A 17,851-nucleotide genomic window follows, 5' to 3' on the forward strand; every position below is an offset into this window, starting at 1 on the left:
TAAAAAAGTGCAAAAAATATATGCTGCCCTAGTGTAAGTTAGTTAGATCTTGATAATCAGTTCAAGCAATTTTTCTGTCATAACGGTGAGTTATTTTGTGCCGGGTCAAAATAAGTCTTCATATATTTGGTCTGTACCGTAATTTTATGGCTTCTTCTTAAATATATCTTTGGTACGCTTCTTTTAGGTGATCATAAATTTAGAACTTTGTATAAATATTTTGTCTTTTCGTCGTTATAATTGTGTAACTGCTTAAATCCAAAATATTACTGTCATGAGTTCTCAAACTAAAGAGTTGAAAAGTCTGCTTCACGAAAGCATTGAAAATATTGACGACGAGTCTTTTCTCCAGACCGTAAAGCACATTTTAGATCGCAAATATCAACCCAAAGAGGAAGTAACGCTTTCATCCTATCAAGAAAAGAGGATTGATAAAGCAAAAAAAAGTATCGATCAGGGAGATTACTTAACAAATGAACAAGCAGACCAAATGGTAGCTAAATGGCTAAACGAATAATTTGGGCTCCTCAAGCAGTAGCTGATCGTATTCAAATTTTGGATTATTGGTATAAAAGGCTTGGCACAAAAGAATACTCCCGAAAACTTGATGAAATGTTTAAAGAGTCTGTGACTTTGCTTTCAGAATTTCCATTCCTAGGTCGTCAGGTCAAAAATCGAGAAGAACGGGTTTTTGTAAAAGATCATATCAGAGTTTTGCATCTTTGGGATAGCCGAAGAAATCCGGAAAAGCTTGATTTTTAAAAATTAGTCAGCGTGCTACCGTAGCCTTCCTTGAAAGTTGACAGTTTGAAATTAGAGAAAATCCACTACCCCCCCCGTGCCACCGATTTGCTTCGTAAGGGCGTACCTATCCATATGGTTCAAAAGATCATGCGACACTCATCTATTGATGTGACTCAGATCTATGAGCACCTGGACGAACGCGATCTGAAAAATGCAGTGAAGGGCATTGATTAGTGGATATACTTAAGGGGTAAGCCTTTAATTTCTTACTAGTCTACTATTTGATATAGCTTGTCACAAAGTTCTGTTGAGTCTGAATGGAGCCAAATTTGCCTACTTCAGATTAATCATAGATATCCTTCCGATGTCCAGCCCGGACAACCACAATTTCAAGCTTCTGATCCTTTATTTGATAAATAATCCTGTAATTTCCTGTTCGCAACCTACGATAGCTACTGAGTTCACCACTTAGCTGTTTGCTATTTTGGGGTCGAGGATCACGTTCTAAATCTTCTATAGCTTCAAGTATTTGTAACTTTACATCGGGATCTAACTTTTCAACTTCTTTAAATGCTTTATTTGTAAATAAAATCTTAAAACTGTCAGCCATTTGCAGTTAAATTATTGAAGCCCTAACTGAGATTTGACATCATTGAGGGATTTTAAAGGTTTATCTCCTTGTTCTTCCCAAGCTTCTTGAATGGCTTTTTTATCCAACTGGTGTTCTAATTTTTCTAGAAACTCTAAATCGTCAACAGATATAATCGCCGCAACAGGTTTGCCGTGACGGGTAACTGTAAGTCTTTCGTGACCATATGCTACACGGTTAATATTATCAGCAAACTCTTTACGGGCCTTATTGGTATTAATTTCTTTCGTAGGCATAACGGATAATTTTACTAGTATTTATCGTATTCACTTTTTTATTTCCTTACGTAAGATAATTAAAGTTGTACAAAAAATACAAAAAGTTATTTATGTACAAAAATAAGTAGGAGGGTTATATTGAAGGAATGACTCTTAATCTATTACTTGACTCAATAAAGAATTAATTAAGAGAGGGCAAATGAAGTCTAAGCTTAAGGTATCAGTTAAAGATTTGAAGGAAGAGGTTTGTAGATATATTGAAACAAGTAACTGGATGAGTGATATCTCAAAAATGCAATGAAGGTGATTGATTAGGTAAATCGTTAGACAAACTGGGTGAATAAAAAAAAGCCTTCCTTTCTAAATCCTCTACAGCTTCAAGTATTTGTATCTTTGCATACCGAGTGTAATAGTCAATTTGAATTGTATGAGCAAATTCAATATCTAACTGCCATTATTAGGGATAATATACCGGAAGGATAGGGAAAGACGGCAATGTTTTTATTTAGCAAACTCACAGATTATAAGATTCCGGGAGACGTAGATGAAGTATTACTGTGGGAAGCCTTTCGTAATGGGGATAGAGAGGCTTTAAGCAAACTATTCCGAATTCATTACGGTTCACTTTTAGATTATGGGAAAAGATTGGTTTCTAACGAAGAAGCGGCCAAAGATGGCATACAAAAACTATTTCTGAAATTATGGAATAAACGCAATTCTATCGGGGTGCCAGACTCAGTTAGAGCGTATTTGATCGTTTCATATCGCAGGATACTATTGCGTAGAAAGGAACAAAAATTCAATAGATACCGTCGCAATCAAGAGTATCTCGATGGTATTTTTGATGTTTCTTTTTCCAAAGAAGAACTAATCGTTCAGGATGAGGTTGTCGCGCAGAAAAAAGATGAGTTGGTAAAAGGTATTAATCAGTTAAGTGGTAGGCAGAAAGAAACGCTTTTCCTGAAATACTATCATGGATTGACCAACAAGGAGATCGCGGAAGTATTAGAGATCAATCACCAAAGCGTAAAAAATAATCTATATCGAGCATTCAAAAATTTAAAAGGAATTGTGAAGTCAGTTCCTATCATAGAATAAATTCAGCTACTCTTTTTTTGTTTCATTTCGCCTTCCTTCGACTTTTCTAAGAAAATTCAAAAAAATTTGAGTACTCCACTGATTTGGATGTGTCTTTACAAGTGAAAGCAGCAAAAATGCGGTTTTGCTGATAATTTTGAACTTGTAAAGTACTCTGTTTTGTCAAAATACGAAGAGAGCATTGAAAAACTATTGACCTCTGATTCCTTTGTGGCATGGATTGAGGGGACGGCAACGGATGAAGAAGGAGAGCGCTGGCAAAAATGGATTGAAAATGATCCGGCGCGAAAAAAGTTAGTAGAAAAGGCGAAAACATTGCATCGCAATATTGCATTTCGTTCTGGTGAACACCCCGAAATGGAAGCTGAATTGGAAAGGTTGGTTCATCGCCTAAAGGAAGAGGAAAAATCCTCCAAGCCCAAAATCTTTCAAATAACCCGCAGAACCTACTATTCCAGTGTAGCTGCTGTTATCGTTTTTCTTATTGCAGTGATGGGAGTCATCGGGTATGTGAATCCAGGGATATATTCTGAGACTACCGTGAAAACCCAACAAAATAAATTTGTGACCAGTACGACAACCGAGGGTCAAAAGAAACAGTTAACGCTGTCGGATGGTTCGAAAATCACTCTCAACGCCAACTCAAGAATCAAATATCCTGCCGATTATTATGGGGGCGATTTAGATATTTGGCTGGAGGGCGAAGCCTTTTTTGATATTGTTCATCACGAAGCTGACGATGCGCGAACCCTAACTGTGCATGTTACGGAAGGAAGCATCAAAGTATTAGGTACCAAGTTTAACGTTAATACCTATGAAGATGCTACAGAGGTTGTTCTTGTAGAGGGAAGTGTTAGCGTAGAGAAAAAGGACAGTGAAAAACAGACTGTAGAAAACAAGGTATTGAAGCCGGGAGAAATGAGTCGCATTCCCCAGGTGGGCCAAGATATTACAGTTAGCAAGGTACGGTCAGAAGTTTTTACCTCGTGGACTAAAGACAAGCTTATTTTTGAAAATACACCATTTAAAAATGTAATCAGGAGAGTTGAACACTTATATGATGTGCGATTCGAATTGGGTAATCAGGAGTTAGGACAAACCCCTATTTCAGGATCTCTTCCTAATAATAATCTTGAAGTTTTTCTCAACGCTCTGGAGAACTTGATGGATCAACCGGTTATCAAAGAGGGAAGTGTAATTAGAGTGGGAGCAACGAACTCTAAACAAGAAGATCAGTGATGAGCATAGATTCTAATAAGAAAATTAAAACTCACAAAGGGTTAACATTATGAAACAACTGATACTCGCAATAATTGGGTGGTTTATGGTAGCACTACCCGCAACTAATGCCCAGGTGGTCAATCAGGCATTGACCTTGAATGAAAAACAGCAGGGGCAGGAAGAAACTGTTTCACTGGAAGAGTCTCTTCGCTATCTGGAAAGCGAACACAATGTCAATTTCATCTACAAAAGCGAGTTGGTGACAGGAAAGTCAATGTCGAAAATTCTCATCGAAAGTGAGGATTTACAATCGATTTTGACCAGCATGATTCGCCAATTCGATATTCAATTCAAAAAGGTAGGCGATCGCAGCTTTTATCTGGCTGCCGCTGGTGAACCCATAGACATTAGCCAGGAAGAGGTAACCGGTACGGTGTACGATGCCGAGTCAGGTGATACCTTACCTGGTGTAAATATTATGGTAAAAGGAACAAATATCGGTACAGCAACTGGTCCCGATGGTAGCTTTGAACTCACCGTTCCCAGTTTGCAGGATACTTTGGTTGCTACATTTGTGGGATATGAACGACAGGAAATTCCCCTTGATGGACGCAGCCAGTTGGACATCCAGTTATCTGCCGAAGCAATTATGGGCGATGAGATGGTTGTAACCGGTTACACCAATACGATGAAACGTAAAGAATATTCCGGGGCCGTCTCCACGGTTGATATGGAGGATCTTTCTCAGCGCAAGGTTTCTTCGGTCTCTGAAGCTTTACAGGGACAAGTTTCTGGTGTGCAGGTCTCACAAAGCACTGGGGCTCCCGGTGATGAGGTCGAAATTAGAATTCGAGGGGAAGGGACCATTGGAAATAATAACCCACTATTTGTGGTTGATGGCGTACCTACCCGAAGCATAGGGTTTTTAAATCCTGCTGATATTCAATCAATGAATGTTCTCAAAGATGCATCAGCAGCTGCTATTTACGGTTCGAGATCATCCGCTGGAGTTATTGTAATCGAGACTAAACAAGGACGTGAAGGCGATTCTCAACTAAACGTAAATTATTATAGCGGAGTGAGTGGTGTTACAAACTTGCCCAATATGCTCAATAGGCAACAGTACATGAATACGGTTCAGGAAGCATGGAATAATGCTGGATATTCGGGTACCAATCCATATACGCAGGATATGGGCCGAAGCGATTTTGCCAATACCGATTGGCTTGGAGAAACGTTTGGCCCTGGATATACCCATAATGTGAGTTTATCTGCAAGCGGTGGCAATGAAAACACCAACTATTACCTTTCCTCTAGATATTTTACAGAAGATGGCGTGGTTGTGTATGATAATGACAAGATCCAAATTATGGATTTTCGGGCGAATGTGAATTCCGATATTACCGATCGGTTTACGCTCGGAACCAATTTACAGTTATCATATTCCAACGAAGACAATCTTAACTCCCGAGGTGATCAACCTGGTATTGTACGACATGCTATGTTGAGGCCCCCAATATTGTCTGTAAAAAAGGACCCTAGTAATCCCTACTATTCTGAAGAAGATCCATTTACTGATCTTCCTTTTTATGAAGGGCCTAATGACTATGAGTCCGGGAAGTATGAGCTCACACAAAATCCCGTAGCACTGGCTTACTTTACGGATGATGTTATTCAGCAGTATAAAGCATTCGGTAACCTGTTTGGGGAATACAGTTTTCTGGAAGATGAAAATCTCACCTATCGGACGAACTTGGGTGTAGATGTACTATTCTATCATCACAAAGTATTTAACGAAAACTTTGGAGATGATGATGGGGGAGGTCAACCGCAGGATGCCGGTCTTGGTCGTCAAAATCGACCAAATTCATTATCCCAAAATCGGGACAAAACCATAAATATTACTTGGAGTAATACGCTTAACTATACCGAAGATTTTGGTAAGCACGGCGTAAATGGTTTGGTCGGTACAGAATTCGTATCCAACAGATCTACAAATATTGCGGGCTCTCGCAATCGATTTGACTTTTCCGATGATAATTTCCGTTATCTCAATTTTGGTAGTACCGAAACGGGATTAACGAACAGTGGTTCCGGCTCAGAATGGGCACTCTTCTCTTACTTTGGATCGGTCTCTTATGATTATGCTGATCGCTATATGGTGACCGCTAATTTAAGGGCAGATGCTTCCTCACGCTTTGCTGATAACTACAAATGGGGATTGTTCCCATCGTTTTCAGCGGGATGGATGGTATCAGAAGAAGCATTTTTGGATGATATAGAATGGCTTTCACAATTGAAGTTGCGCGGTAGTTGGGGACAGCTTGGTAATCAGGAAATTCCTAATTATGCCTACTTGACACTGCTGCAACGTAATACATCGGGCCAATATGAAGTTTCTCGATATGGTAATCCAGACCTGAAATGGGAGACGACTACCCAGGCTAATTTTGGTATCGATGCCATGTTGTATGACAGGTTCAGCTTTTCAGCAGAATATTTTAACATGCTGACAAGTGATATTCTTCTGCCAATAACATTACCTGAGGTTGTCGGTGAGGTTGATCCTACCTTTGTAAACTCTGGGGAAGTCCGGAATAAAGGTTTTGAATTTAGCCTCAGCTATCAGAATAAGGAAGAAAATGCATTTAAGTATCGTGTTAATGCCAATTTTTCAACGCTGACGAATACGGTTGAAAAACTGCACCCTAACCTGCCGAGTATAATTAACAATGTAACTCGAACTGAGGTTGGTCAACCCATAAATTCCTATTACGGTTTTGTAATGGAGGGTATTTATCAGGATCAGCAAGAGGTTGACTCCCATCTCAGTGGAGAATCGAATCCATCTGCCCAGCCGGGAGATATTAAGTTTAAGGATCTGGATGGAAATGGCATCATCAATAGTGATGACCGAACCTTTATCGGTGATCCACATCCCGACTTTACGTACGGACTCAATTTCTCAGGTGAATATAAAAACTTTGATCTCTCAGTCTTTTTGCAAGGGGTTCAGGGAGTGGATCAATATAACGATAGCAAAAAGATTCTGGACTACGATACGCGTCCATTTAACTATACTACCCGCGTCCTCGACAGCTGGGATGGTGAAGGCTCAACGAACTCGATCCCTCGTGTCAGTTTTACAGACAACGGAAGCAGTCGCGTGTCAAGCATTTATGTTGAAGATGCTTCTTATATGAGGATCAAAAATGTGGAGGTTGGATATACATTCGATGGATTGTTCGGTGGCAATCAGTCAAAGGTTAAAAACTTGAGACTGTATATGTCCGGACAGAATCTACTAACAATAACCGACTACACGGGGCTGGATCCCGAAGTTACCGACTTGATGGATTATGGAACATATCCACAGTCGCGCACTATTATGGTAGGAATTAATGCATCATTTTAAATGACAGGTGATCTTATTATGAAATTTATCAATCTAAAAATACTTGTACTCGTTTTGATACTTGGTTTAGGATGTGATTCATCCCTTAACCAAAGTCCGATTGGACAGATTACACCGGATCAAATAGATAGGGATCCATCAGTTCAAACGGTTGAATCTTCGGTTAACTCTTCATACCAGTTACTCTCGAACACCCTGAACATTATTGATCAATGGAACTGGGCAGAGGGAAAGGTTACCCGAAATGACTTTATTCTCCATGATATTGCTGCCGGCGATATGAATAAAAAGTGGCAGCCCGATGGCGATCAAGCCTGGATGGATCGTGTGGGTAATTTTAGCTTTACCGCTTCAAACCAGGCCTTTCAGGGGATATGGAGTTATAATTATGAAGGTATTGCACGTACTAATAGGGCAATAAGTGATTTAACGAATGAGGAAATCATCAGCCAGATAAATATCGATTCCAATCTTAGAGATCGATTGCTGGGAGAGGCTTATTTCCTAAGAGCATTTTACTACTTTGATCTGGTCAATAACTTCGGTGGTGTGCCTCTTATTTTGGAGCCTCTGGAAAATTTTGATAGTGCATTTGAACAAGCCAAGCGGGTTGAAGCAGAGCAGGTCTGGAGTCAGATCGAGACGGATTTAGCTGAGGCGGAGCAGTTGTTGCCCGACCAAAAATATTCCAGCAATAGTGAGCCTTGGAGAGTTTCTAAAGGTGCTGCTATAGCTATGCAGGCAAAAGTGGCCCTGTTTAATGAGAACTGGCAAGACGTTATTGATATCATTAATCAGCTGGAGGGATTAGGATATTATAGCCTCAACGAAAATTATTTCCACAGCTTTAGTGTTGATCAGGAATTTCAGGAGGATGAGGTCATTTTCGCTTATGACCACAAAGCGAATCAAACGCCCAGTCAAGGAAATGGTCTCGGAGCACTTATGGGATGGGGTTTTATAGCACCGACGGATAATTTTGTAAATGAGTTTGAGCAGGATGATCCGCGCCTTGATTATACGGTTAACGTTGATGATCAGGTAATTTATAAACTGCTCGGAGCAACGAACGATCAATACAAAGGTAATGCAGATGCACCCAGTAATAGAATCTTTATTCGTTGGGCTGATGTAGTGCTCTGGAAGGCTGAAGCCTATCTTGAAACAGACAATTATGCTCAGGCTGTCCAAAAAATCAATCAGGTTCGGGAACGGGCACGTACAACCCCCACTATTGATGGAGGTCAACCCCCTCAAGGCACCTTGCCTGATCGTGATGAAAACTCTACTGATGAACAGCAAATAAGAGATTGGTTAGAACACGAACGCCGCGTTGAGCTCGGTTTTGAGCAGCAGCGTTTTAATGATCTGAAACGATGGGGCATTGCTGAAGAAGTGTTAACGGATATGGGCAAAAGCTTTATGCCGTATCATCAGCTATACCCAATTCCGCAAACCGAAATTGACAAGTCTGGTGGAGAGATGAGGCAGAACGATGGCTATTAATGCCATCAGGGAATATTCTGAATTTATAAGGACATAATATTATTAAATCTAAACATGTTACAATGAAAAAATTATTCATAGTACTATTAGTAGCCATCGTCGGCTGTTCGGGATCGGGAGTAGAGCAACAAGACGATTGGGCCTTTGGTCCATTCGAACGACCGGATGGTGTAAATCCCATTATTACTCCGAATAGTGAAACGACCTTTGAATGCCCCATGCGAGACAGTGTCTTGCATTGGGAATCGATGGCAACATTTAATCCTGCGGCGGTAGTAAAAGATGATAAAGTCCATGTCCTTTATCGGGCAGAAGATCTGACCGGTCAAATGGAAATCGGAGGGCATACCTCACGGTTGGGCATGGCTGTATCTGAAGACGGGCTTAACTTTGATCGTTGGGATGACCCCGTTTTTTATCCAGCCGATGATGATCAGAAAAAATACGAATGGCCGGGTGGTACCGAAGATCCGCGCATTGTTGAGACTGAGGGTGGTAACTATGTCATGACCTATACCCAGTGGAATCGGGACACTCCCCGCCTTGCAGTAGCTACCTCTACTGATCTCGAAAACTGGGAAAAGCATGGCCCCGCTTTCGAGGAAGCCTATGATGGCAAATATAACGATATGGAGTCAAAATCAGGTGCTATCCTTTCCGAGCGCCAGGGCGACAAGTTGGTTGCTAAGAAACACAAAGGTAAGTATTGGATGTACTGGGGCGTTCCTAAAGTTTGGTTGGCTACCTCAGACGACCTGATTAACTGGAAACCAGTTCAAAATGATAATGATGAACTTAAGCCGGTACTAACGCCTCGAGACGGGCACTTTGATTCTTGGTTGGTAGAGGCTGGTCCTCCTGCCTTAATTACGGATGATGGCATCTTGGTCATCTATAATGCCGGCAATGACGGAGAAAGCGGCGATCCCTCTATACCCGATAGTGTTTATACAGGTGGCCAGGCGCTCTATGACTTGGATAATCCTGAAAAGTTGGTTGATCGCTTGGATAAGCCGTTTATACAACCCCAGGAAGATTTTGAGAAATCCGGGCAGTACAAAAACGGGACTACTTTCTTGGAAGGGTTGGTTCATTTTCAGGATAAATGGTTCATCTATTATGGTACTGCAGACTCGCGTGTAGGAGTCGTTTCTTGGGACCCTGCTGAAAAGTAAATAAAAGGATAACAATTTATTTGGTGTATAAGCGAGCATTAGCCAACTCATTTTAAGAAGTAATAGATGCAAGCCAGTAAAAATAATTCTGCGCAACAACAATTGCTTTGGGGGCTCGATCTCGGAGGAACCAAAATTGAAGGAGTCGTACTTGACCCTTCGAATAATGAAATACTTTTCCGGGATCGAATTCCCACCGGAGCAAGTGAGGGGTACGAGCACGTATTGAGTCAAATCGTGTTTCTAGTCAATAAAATGTCTGATGAACTCTCCAAAACCCCGCTGCATATCGGTATTGGCACGCCCGGAATTATTGATCCCAAAACAGCTCAGCTTAAAAACAGCAGTAATGCTGTTTGCTTAAATGGAAAGCCCATTAAGGCTGATTTGGAGCAGCGGCTAAATGTTAAAGTTGAAATGGCTAATGATGCCCACTGCTTTGCACTGGCTGAAACGCGCCATGGAGTGGTACGAAAACAGTATCCCGATGCCTCCGTGGTATTTGGAGTAATTATGGGCACCGGTGTTGGTGGCGGCGTTGTGGTCAATAATCAGTTGATTAGAGGATTACATGGTATAAGTGGGGAGTGGGGACATAATTTTCTGGATGAGTCTGGATACGAGTGTTTCTGTGGGACCAAAGGGTGTGTGGAAAAGGTCATTTCGGGAACAGCGTTGGAAAGATTTTATGAGGAGCAGAAAGGAGAACAGCGAACGCTAAAGGAAATTGTAAGCCGGGCAGAACATGGTGAGGACCCTATTGCTCGAAAAACCATAGACCGGTTAGTTCATTTTTTTGCTAAGGCCATGGCGGTCATTGTTAATGTCCTTGATCCTGACGTGTTTGTCTTGGGTGGAGGGGTAAGTAATATTGATCGTATTTACACCGATGGCCGATCACAAATAGAAGAGCATATTTTCAATGATCATTTTAATACTCCGGTATTAAAGCCCAAGCTCGGAGATGCTGCTGGGGTAATAGGAGCAGCGTATTTAACAAGTTTAACATAGATTATATCACAGTATGGCAAAACCCAAGTCAATAATATTTTCGGTTTTAGCGGCATCCCTTGCCGGCTTTTTGTTTGGATTTGATACGATCGTCATTTCCGGCGCGGATCGTCCTATACAAGAGCTATGGAACACCAGTGATTTATTTCATGGTACATTTATTATGTCCATGGCCTTATGGGGAACCGTTGTTGGGGCACTGCTGGGGGGGATTCCCTGTGATAAACTGGGCCGGCGGACAACACTGTTCTGGATTGGGCTATTCTATCTGGTGTCAGCATTGGGTTCCGCCTTAGCAACCGATCCGTATTTTTTCTCATTTGCCCGATTTATTGGTGGACTCGGAGTAGGAGCTTCATCAGTAGCGGTACCTATTTATATTTCTGAAATTACTCCTGCCGACAAAAGGGGCGGCCTTGTTGCATCCTATCAGTTTAATATTGTCTTTGGAATACTGGTGGCCTACATATCAAACTATTTGATTGGGTTGTACATAGATGAATCTGCCTGGCGTTGGATGGTGGGCGTAGAAGTTATCCCCGCGGCTATGTATTCCCTGTTGGTATTGGGCATCCCGGATAGTCCTCGCTGGTTGGCCCTCAAAAAGAATGATGATGAAGGGGCCCGCAAAATACTCAAGCAACTCAATCCAAAAGAAAATATAGAGGAACTGCTCTCACAGATTAAAAGCTCGGTGAATAAGGCATCAAAGGATGTATTCTTTTCCAAGAAGTTTAGCTTTCCAATTTTGTTGGCTTTCTTGATTGCCTTTTTTAATCAGGTCTCGGGGATTAATTTTGTACTGTATTATGCTCCTCGCATTTTTGAGCAGGCAGGATTGGCTGCTACAGAAGTACTAGGCGCTTCGGTTCCCATTGGTATTGTAAACTTACTGTTTACCATGATGGGTATGTATCTCATTGACAAATTGGGACGTAGAGTATTGATGTTCTACGGTTCATTCGGATACATCATATCGCTTGCGGGGGTCTCATGGGGATTCTATAGCGGAGCAGAAGCGGGTGTGGTGGTGTTTTTTGTGAGTGCCTTTATTGCTTCTCACGCCATTGGTCAGGGCGCTGTAATATGGACGTTCATATCAGAAATATTCCCTAACTCGGTACGAGATTATGGGATGTCGCTTGGTTCGGGTACCCACTGGATTTGCGCGGCTATTATCACATTAATAACACCAACGGTCCTGAGCGCTTTTTCAGGTGGGACCATCTTTGCCTTTTTCGCCGTTATGATGGTATTGCAACTTCTATTCGTCTGGAAGCTGATGCCCGAAACCAAGAATAAAACGTTGGAAGAACTCGAGCAGGAGCTACTGCCTGCTGATGCAGAATTTGAGGTTTCTGAATAAGAATATACTCAAGTATTCTATTATCATTTTTAGTCATGTTATCAAGCATAATAGATTTGGTGCATCTTTGTTACATAATGATGGGAATGTAAATGAAGTTAGAGAAAGTATGAGTTGTTCAACTCGCTGATGACGTACCGAACACGATTCATCTGCGTGGACTCCGTCACACATGCGCTACGAACTTGCTTCGTAAAGGTGTACCTATTCATATGGTACAGAAAATCATGGCATACTCACCAACTGGTATGACGCAGATCTATGAGCATTTGGGTAAGCGAGACTTGCAAAATGCAGTGAAGGGTATTGATTAGAATCCATTAACCTTATTTGCATTTGTTAGTGGCTATTCCGATAGTTGTTTTCAAGAGTCGGCTTAGGAATGGGAGAAATGGATACAAGGGAAGCGCTAGAAAAAATATTGGCTGGTAATAAGGCGGGGATTGGATACTTTGCTCGTCATTGTAAAAACATTGCTTTGGTCTATCTGAAATCCAAAGTGGCCTCAGGTAATTATTATCTGAACGAAGTGAATGATAATCTTGAGGATCTTGCCTGGGATTGTATTGCTGATCTGTTTGAGCGAGATGAGCAAGGCAGCTTTGTGGAGTTGGAAACCTATTTCAATGATATAAATGACCAAGCCATATCTGAAGAAGAATTGAAGATCAAAACAAGGCGGTTGGTTTTCAGCAAGGTAAATGACGGACTATTTCGGATATTTGGCAATTACGACTCTTCCCTCAGTAAAATTATTCGAAATATTAAAAATGCTGCTTCCCAGTTAGCTTTCACCGTTAATAGAATTGATACTGCGAATCACGTTATTTTTGAAGCTGATCCAGCTGGTAGTAAACCGTTGATGCCACAGGAGTTTATCGAGATAAAACTATGTCACCGGGTGAGTACAAAAATGAATATGGTGGAGGTCATGAATGAGATAAAGTTCATCTTCAATAACCAAGATCTTTATAGAAATATTTACCCCTTAGTGGAACTTGCCAGAATTATTCGGAGGACTTATGTAAAGAGTCATGGAGAAAAGGGAGAAAAGGTTTTTCCAAAGAAACCTCTTTTTTTAAATGGCGAGCTCCAACAGTTTTTGGAGGAGGCAATTGATCGATATCATGAGCAATTCTATCAGACCTATGTAACAAAAGGAAAGATTTCAGAAGATGAGTTTGATGCCTACATGAATGCGATCAGAAATATATTGCGTCACAAGTACATCATAGAAAGTAAGCTGGGTGATGGATACTTCAATAATCTTAAACAGCATATGCCGGAACTAACAAAATCAAAATATCGCGATAATCATCGGCAGTATTTGGAATACATGGTAAAGCTTGTTAGAAGTGAGATGATTAGGCGGATAAAAAAAGTGGTATAATTGTCTGCAGTATCATAGGATTGTTAGGAATATTTAATAAAGAATATTTAGCTCTTGGATAATATCACGGAAGACCATATCGAAAAACTTGTCCGGTTTCCGAAATTGCTTTCCCAAACTGAAAAGAAAGCGATAAGGAAAGCCATATCCGATTCACAGGAATTGCAGGATTTGGCTAACTGGTTTAGATTTTTTTATAAAGAGCTTGATGATATAGGTAAGGCAGGGAAGAAGCATGTCATATCATTGGTTCCATTTAAACACCAGTCGCTTAATAGTGAAAAACATCGTCCACTTATACTTGCCGCAAAATCTAAGAAAAGGAAAAGTGATTCTCTGGAGACCCTTGCTACCTTTGTTTCTAAAGAGGAGCGAACAGTAGTTCGGGTATTGTATAAGCATTCCAAGGAAAAGTATCAGTTTCATTTGATAAGGGAAGGTGAGCCTGAAGAAGATGAGCTTTTTATTCTTAGCGTTGATGGAATCACAGATTTTGTGATAGACAAAAGCAGGCATATTACCTTTGACTCAAGCAGCAAGCTCGATGCCATAGATTGGGAGAATATCACCTTATCACTGCGCTCACCCATTGGGTTTTTCAAACTTGGTTCTCAAGAATTAAATAAAGAAGTATTCGGTAAGCCGCTTTTGAAAAACGGTTTTCAGATTGAACAGAAGCAAGAAGATCAATCAAATAGTATAATGGTTAAGAAATCCGTTTCTACAAAGGAGGTTAGCAGAATGCTTGTTGAAAGAGAAAAGCACGACTGTGAGGTTTATCATTTTGGTTCAGACAACAGTTTGCAAATCAGTTTTGAGAGATCACAAGAGAGTGTGAGCTGTTGGTTTTTTGAATAAAATTCCAGACTATGCCCAATCCTATTCATGTAGAGAGACGCTACGCAGAGCTCATTGATATTTTGGAGGGCTCTTATTCATATAGAAATCAGTGGCAAGAAGCCGGAAGCTTTTTAGATCTTATAAGAGAGGAATTTTCCACCTATGATACCTATTGCATACAGATTGTACAGAATTTGCCGGAATTTGCTAATCCTCTAAGTGTAACAGGTATAAATCCTGAGGTTTTTGCAAACTGGAATAATCAGCTCAATGAGTTGCAGGAGGCCTTACCTCAGGTCCGGGAGAATGAGAATTTCAGGATAATCCAAGCCTCTCTTCAACAGTCATTACTTTTCCTCTTTGCCTGCCTGGGAGAACTGGAGAAAGGAATCCAAGAAATTGCTTACTCGGATAATATCTATTCCAGTGAGTCAAATTCAGCTGGTATGGATGTTAAGGCTCAGATCCAAAAAACTCTTGATTCCTTGAAAACAAGCGAGGACCAACAACTACTTGAGCTGTTGACAGGTGTGAAGCAATGGTGGAGTGAAATAAACGATAACAAGGGAAAGGTAATTTATGTGCCGGTTGTAGAAAACACTCAAAGTAAAATACGATCTGGTCGCATCAGGGAACTCTCTGCCAGAGTAGTAGGAAGTGAAGAGGAAGAAGATTTTTATGAATACTATTATGCAGTGGTGGGAGCTGAAAAGGGTCGGAGCCAACACAGAACATACATGGTTTCTTCGGTTCGTGAACTTTTGAAGGAAGAATATCCGGAAGTTGTGGACACTTATTTTCACATTCAGTTTTCTTATCATCTTAAGCTTGGATTACAGCATGGTCGCTCTTCCGAACTCCCATCAGCTATATCTGCTTTTTGTTCGATCTGCGATCATATTTCTGACAGGAAACGATTTACTCCAGCATCCTATATTGCCGCGACGGGTGAGTTTGGAAGCCCCGGGGAAATTGAAGGTGTTGATCAAGATAGCATAGAGAAAAAAACAAATGCGGCTTTTTTCTCTTGGATACAGTACTTAGTGGTTCCTGAATCCCAAAAAAAACGATTTGAAGAGATTTATGATCACCTAAAACAAAAGTATCCACATAGAGATCTTTCAATTATAGGACTCGACAACTTTTCCAATTTTATCTTTGACCGTCGTATTGTAAGCAGTGAAAAGATAAGTCGTTCAACATTTTATGCTAAAAGAGCTTGGGAAAATAAGTTCAGCATTGCAGGGTTAAGTACCATTATGGCATTGCTATTTATGATTGGAGCATTATGGTATGGTCCTGTTGATAAAAATCCGGCTCTTGGAATTTACAAGGGTGAAAAGTTACACATTCAAAATATTGATGGTCAGCTCCTTGAAACGATAGAGGTGAACAAACAGACGGTTAGTATCGCCAAACAGCCACAAACCCCTAACAAAGCCAATGTGGGTTTTGCTGATATTACTGGAGATGGGAGAAATGAAATATTTTGGGGTACTCAGTTTGAGGATGATTCTTATAGCACTATTAAAGCAAAAGAGCTTGGGGCAGATACTCTACTATGGTCATATCCTGTTATATATGAGCTCTACTTTCCTAATAAAGAAAATATCCTGCCCTCCTCTTTTCAGATTGGTAAAATGAAAATGGTGGATTTTCAGGAAAATAATGGATCCGAAATAGTTGCGTCATTTAATCATTCGCCTTTTTTTCCTGGAATACTTTCCATTATTGATGCTGAGACCGGAACAGAAAGAGGCCATTTGGTAAATCCTGGTCATATTTATGACTTTGGTTTGGCTGATTTGGATGAAGATTCAGAGCAAGAAATTGTTTTTGGAGGGGTATCTAATTCTTTAGAAGCAGCATTTCTTGCTGCAGCAGATCACAACGAAATGAAAGGCGTTTTACCACACAATAAGAACTATGAACTAAAAGACTACGAATCTGCTAAAACAATTATTTATTTAGCTATACCACCTACCATATTGGGGAAATCAATCAAAAGTAAAATTCGGAGCAATAGAGTAGTAGAAATTAGTGTCATCCCTGATAAGCTTTTGATTGATGCACAAGTAAATGATACGAGGTTTCCGTTCAAAAACAGATTGGAAAAACCTCATGCCTATCTAAACTACTTTTTCGATTATAGTTTTCGGGTTAGAAATATCGGCACTTCAGATGGATATGATGCAACGGCCCAAAAATTTTATGAAGAGGGTTTAATTAATCAAATACCGAACCGTGACTACTTTGAGGCTTTCAAAGATTCACTGCTCTATTGGGATGGAAAGAAGTTTGTAAGGAGAGAAGATAGTACTTCTTATAGCGATTGATTAGTAATTTAGGTAGCGAGATTTAATTTTCTGCGGTCTAACTATAACGTAAGGAATAATTAATAAATACTTATTTAAGAAAGTGTAACCGCAGATTATATTTTGGGGAATATGTTTAATATGAAGAGAGAAGTTGTTCTTACAGCACTACTGAGTTGTATCTTATTGCTTTCTGTTTTTTTGTCTTTCCAAAATAAAGCAAAAGCATTTACTCTAAATAACGGGATTGGGGAAAAAACTTACATTGTTAAAATTAGTCCTTTTTCAAAGAATATCACTAACAAGTTTAAGTTTGAGGAATCCAATTATCAAAAAGATGCTATTGAGATAGGTGATCAAGCGCTTAATCAATTAAAGGAGTTAGATGTTCAATATGAGATTCTAGCTATTTCTATACGATACAAGCATAAAGACTCCTTTGTATTAAATAATTTAAACGGAAGCAATTCCTCTAATTACAGTATACCCGATGACGGAACTAATGTATATTCGCCAATTAGTATTTCTGGTGCTCCGTCAAATGCAATAGTTACTAAAGCAGAATTTAGACCAAATATTGACCATGATGATGTTAGTGAAGTTACTTTCAAACTAGGTACAGATAGCTGGAGCACGAGCTTTCTTTCTTCCCATAATACAGGGGATGATTGGGATGGATATAATGAAACCTTTGAACAAACTTTATCACCTTCTGTCAGTAATAATCAAACGCCTAATCAGACTTGGTATTTAGTAGCAAGAGATGAAAGCCCTGGAAATACGGGACGAGTGGATTGGTGGGAGCTAACTATTTATTATGAGGTACCTGAGGCAAAGATAAGTGTTAGTGATCAGTCATTTGATTACGGAGAGGTTACCCTGGGTGAGACCAGCACTAAAACA

At 40.2% G+C, this 17,851-nt stretch carries 16 protein-coding genes and 1 pseudogene; 15 read left to right on the forward strand and 2 right to left on the reverse strand.

From position 1 onward, the window contains the following. The first annotated feature begins 274 nt into the window (after positions 1-274). The 3 genes from ACT3IB_RS15170 to ACT3IB_RS15180 all read left to right on the forward strand — a co-directional run bounded on the left by ACT3IB_RS15170 (position 275) and on the right by ACT3IB_RS15180 (position 978). Positions 275-517 (forward strand): hypothetical protein, encoded by a 243-nt coding sequence (locus ACT3IB_RS15170; RefSeq protein ID WP_491539873.1) that lies wholly within the window; start codon positions 275-277, stop codon positions 515-517. Continuing rightward, entirely contained in the window at positions 502-762 is a 261-nt protein-coding gene (locus ACT3IB_RS15175) for a type II toxin-antitoxin system RelE/ParE family toxin (protein WP_491539874.1), read from the forward strand. Before ACT3IB_RS15170 ends, ACT3IB_RS15175 begins: the two co-directional genes overlap by 16 nt. Positions 763-849: 87 nt before the next feature. Beyond that, a complete protein-coding gene (locus ACT3IB_RS15180; protein ID WP_491539875.1) occupies positions 850-978 on the forward strand; it encodes a tyrosine-type recombinase/integrase in 129 nt (42 codons plus the stop codon). 109 nt (positions 979-1,087) lie between these two features. Here ACT3IB_RS15180 and ACT3IB_RS15185 read toward each other — a convergent pair whose 3' ends face one another. Further along, positions 1,088-1,354 (reverse strand): type II toxin-antitoxin system RelE family toxin, encoded by a 267-nt coding sequence (locus ACT3IB_RS15185; RefSeq protein ID WP_491539876.1) that lies wholly within the window; start codon positions 1,352-1,354, stop codon positions 1,088-1,090. An 11-nt stretch (positions 1,355-1,365) separates the two neighbouring features. Continuing rightward, entirely contained in the window at positions 1,366-1,629 is a 264-nt protein-coding gene (locus tag ACT3IB_RS15190; protein WP_491539877.1) for a type II toxin-antitoxin system Phd/YefM family antitoxin, read from the reverse strand. A 477-nt stretch (positions 1,630-2,106) separates the two neighbouring features. Here ACT3IB_RS15190 and ACT3IB_RS15195 point away from each other — a divergent pair, with 477 nt between their 5' ends. The 12 genes and pseudogenes from ACT3IB_RS15195 to ACT3IB_RS15250 all read left to right on the forward strand — a co-directional run. Continuing rightward, a complete protein-coding gene (locus ACT3IB_RS15195) occupies positions 2,107-2,709 on the forward strand; it encodes an RNA polymerase sigma factor (protein WP_491539878.1) in 603 nt (200 codons plus the stop codon). A 159-nt stretch (positions 2,710-2,868) separates the two neighbouring features. Then, entirely contained in the window at positions 2,869-3,948 is a 1,080-nt protein-coding gene (locus ACT3IB_RS15200) for a FecR family protein (protein WP_491539879.1), read from the forward strand. Between the two features lie 49 nt (positions 3,949-3,997). After that, on the forward strand, positions 3,998-7,345 hold the full coding sequence (locus ACT3IB_RS15205; protein WP_491539880.1) for a SusC/RagA family TonB-linked outer membrane protein: 3,348 nt from the start codon (positions 3,998-4,000) through the stop codon (positions 7,343-7,345). Positions 7,346-7,363: 18 nt separating this feature from the next. Continuing rightward, positions 7,364-8,851, forward strand: coding sequence for a RagB/SusD family nutrient uptake outer membrane protein (locus tag ACT3IB_RS15210; protein WP_491539881.1), 1,488 nt, complete (start codon positions 7,364-7,366; stop codon positions 8,849-8,851). A gap of 62 nt (positions 8,852-8,913) precedes the next feature. Continuing rightward, a complete protein-coding gene (locus ACT3IB_RS15215; protein WP_491539882.1) occupies positions 8,914-10,026 on the forward strand; it encodes a glycoside hydrolase family 130 protein in 1,113 nt (370 codons plus the stop codon). Between the two features lie 66 nt (positions 10,027-10,092). Beyond that, positions 10,093-11,037 (forward strand): ROK family protein, encoded by a 945-nt coding sequence (locus tag ACT3IB_RS15220; protein ID WP_491539883.1) that lies wholly within the window; start codon positions 10,093-10,095, stop codon positions 11,035-11,037. A 13-nt stretch (positions 11,038-11,050) separates the two neighbouring features. After that, a complete protein-coding gene (locus ACT3IB_RS15225; protein ID WP_491539884.1) occupies positions 11,051-12,403 on the forward strand; it encodes a sugar porter family MFS transporter in 1,353 nt (450 codons plus the stop codon). Between the two features lie 146 nt (positions 12,404-12,549). Then, the gene (locus ACT3IB_RS15230; RefSeq protein WP_491539889.1) at positions 12,550-12,717 is read left to right on the forward strand and encodes a tyrosine-type recombinase/integrase; all 168 of its coding nucleotides are present in this window, start codon (positions 12,550-12,552) and stop codon (positions 12,715-12,717) included. A gap of 77 nt (positions 12,718-12,794) precedes the next feature. Then, positions 12,795-13,793 (forward strand): hypothetical protein, encoded by a 999-nt coding sequence (locus ACT3IB_RS15235; protein ID WP_491539885.1) that lies wholly within the window; start codon positions 12,795-12,797, stop codon positions 13,791-13,793. A gap of 171 nt (positions 13,794-13,964) precedes the next feature. Beyond that, the gene (locus ACT3IB_RS15240) at positions 13,965-14,651 is read left to right on the forward strand and encodes a hypothetical protein (protein WP_491539886.1); all 687 of its coding nucleotides are present in this window, start codon (positions 13,965-13,967) and stop codon (positions 14,649-14,651) included. 11 nt (positions 14,652-14,662) lie between these two features. Next, the gene (locus ACT3IB_RS15245) at positions 14,663-16,969 is read left to right on the forward strand and encodes a hypothetical protein (RefSeq protein WP_491539887.1); all 2,307 of its coding nucleotides are present in this window, start codon (positions 14,663-14,665) and stop codon (positions 16,967-16,969) included. A 120-nt stretch (positions 16,970-17,089) separates the two neighbouring features. Further along, positions 17,090-17,851 (forward strand): annotated as a pseudogene (locus tag ACT3IB_RS15250) (hypothetical protein); the annotation flags it as partial.

It is taken from the genome of Fodinibius sp. GM21 (assembly GCF_058386955.1).

Excerpts from the sequence above, each read along its gene's own strand:
- ACT3IB_RS15195 (WP_491539878.1), top strand. The coding sequence starts at position 2,107 with ATGTTTTTATTTAGCAAACTCACAGATTATAAGATTCCGGGAGACGTA.
- ACT3IB_RS15175 (WP_491539874.1), top strand. The coding sequence starts at position 502 with ATGGCTAAACGAATAATTTGGGCTCCTCAAGCAGTAGCTGATCGTATT.
- ACT3IB_RS15215 (WP_491539882.1), top strand. The coding sequence starts at position 8,914 with ATGAAAAAATTATTCATAGTACTATTAGTAGCCATCGTCGGCTGTTCG.
- ACT3IB_RS15220 (WP_491539883.1), top strand. The coding sequence starts at position 10,093 with ATGCAAGCCAGTAAAAATAATTCTGCGCAACAACAATTGCTTTGGGGG.
- ACT3IB_RS15190 (WP_491539877.1), bottom strand. The coding sequence starts at position 1,629 with ATGCCTACGAAAGAAATTAATACCAATAAGGCCCGTAAAGAGTTTGCT.
- ACT3IB_RS15205 (WP_491539880.1), top strand. The coding sequence starts at position 3,998 with ATGAAACAACTGATACTCGCAATAATTGGGTGGTTTATGGTAGCACTA.
- ACT3IB_RS15235 (WP_491539885.1), top strand. The coding sequence starts at position 12,795 with ATGGATACAAGGGAAGCGCTAGAAAAAATATTGGCTGGTAATAAGGCG.
- ACT3IB_RS15185 (WP_491539876.1), bottom strand. The coding sequence starts at position 1,354 with ATGGCTGACAGTTTTAAGATTTTATTTACAAATAAAGCATTTAAAGAA.
- ACT3IB_RS15170 (WP_491539873.1), top strand. The coding sequence starts at position 275 with ATGAGTTCTCAAACTAAAGAGTTGAAAAGTCTGCTTCACGAAAGCATT.
- ACT3IB_RS15225 (WP_491539884.1), top strand. The coding sequence starts at position 11,051 with ATGGCAAAACCCAAGTCAATAATATTTTCGGTTTTAGCGGCATCCCTT.
- ACT3IB_RS15210 (WP_491539881.1), top strand. The coding sequence starts at position 7,364 with ATGAAATTTATCAATCTAAAAATACTTGTACTCGTTTTGATACTTGGT.
- ACT3IB_RS15245 (WP_491539887.1), top strand. The coding sequence starts at position 14,663 with ATGCCCAATCCTATTCATGTAGAGAGACGCTACGCAGAGCTCATTGAT.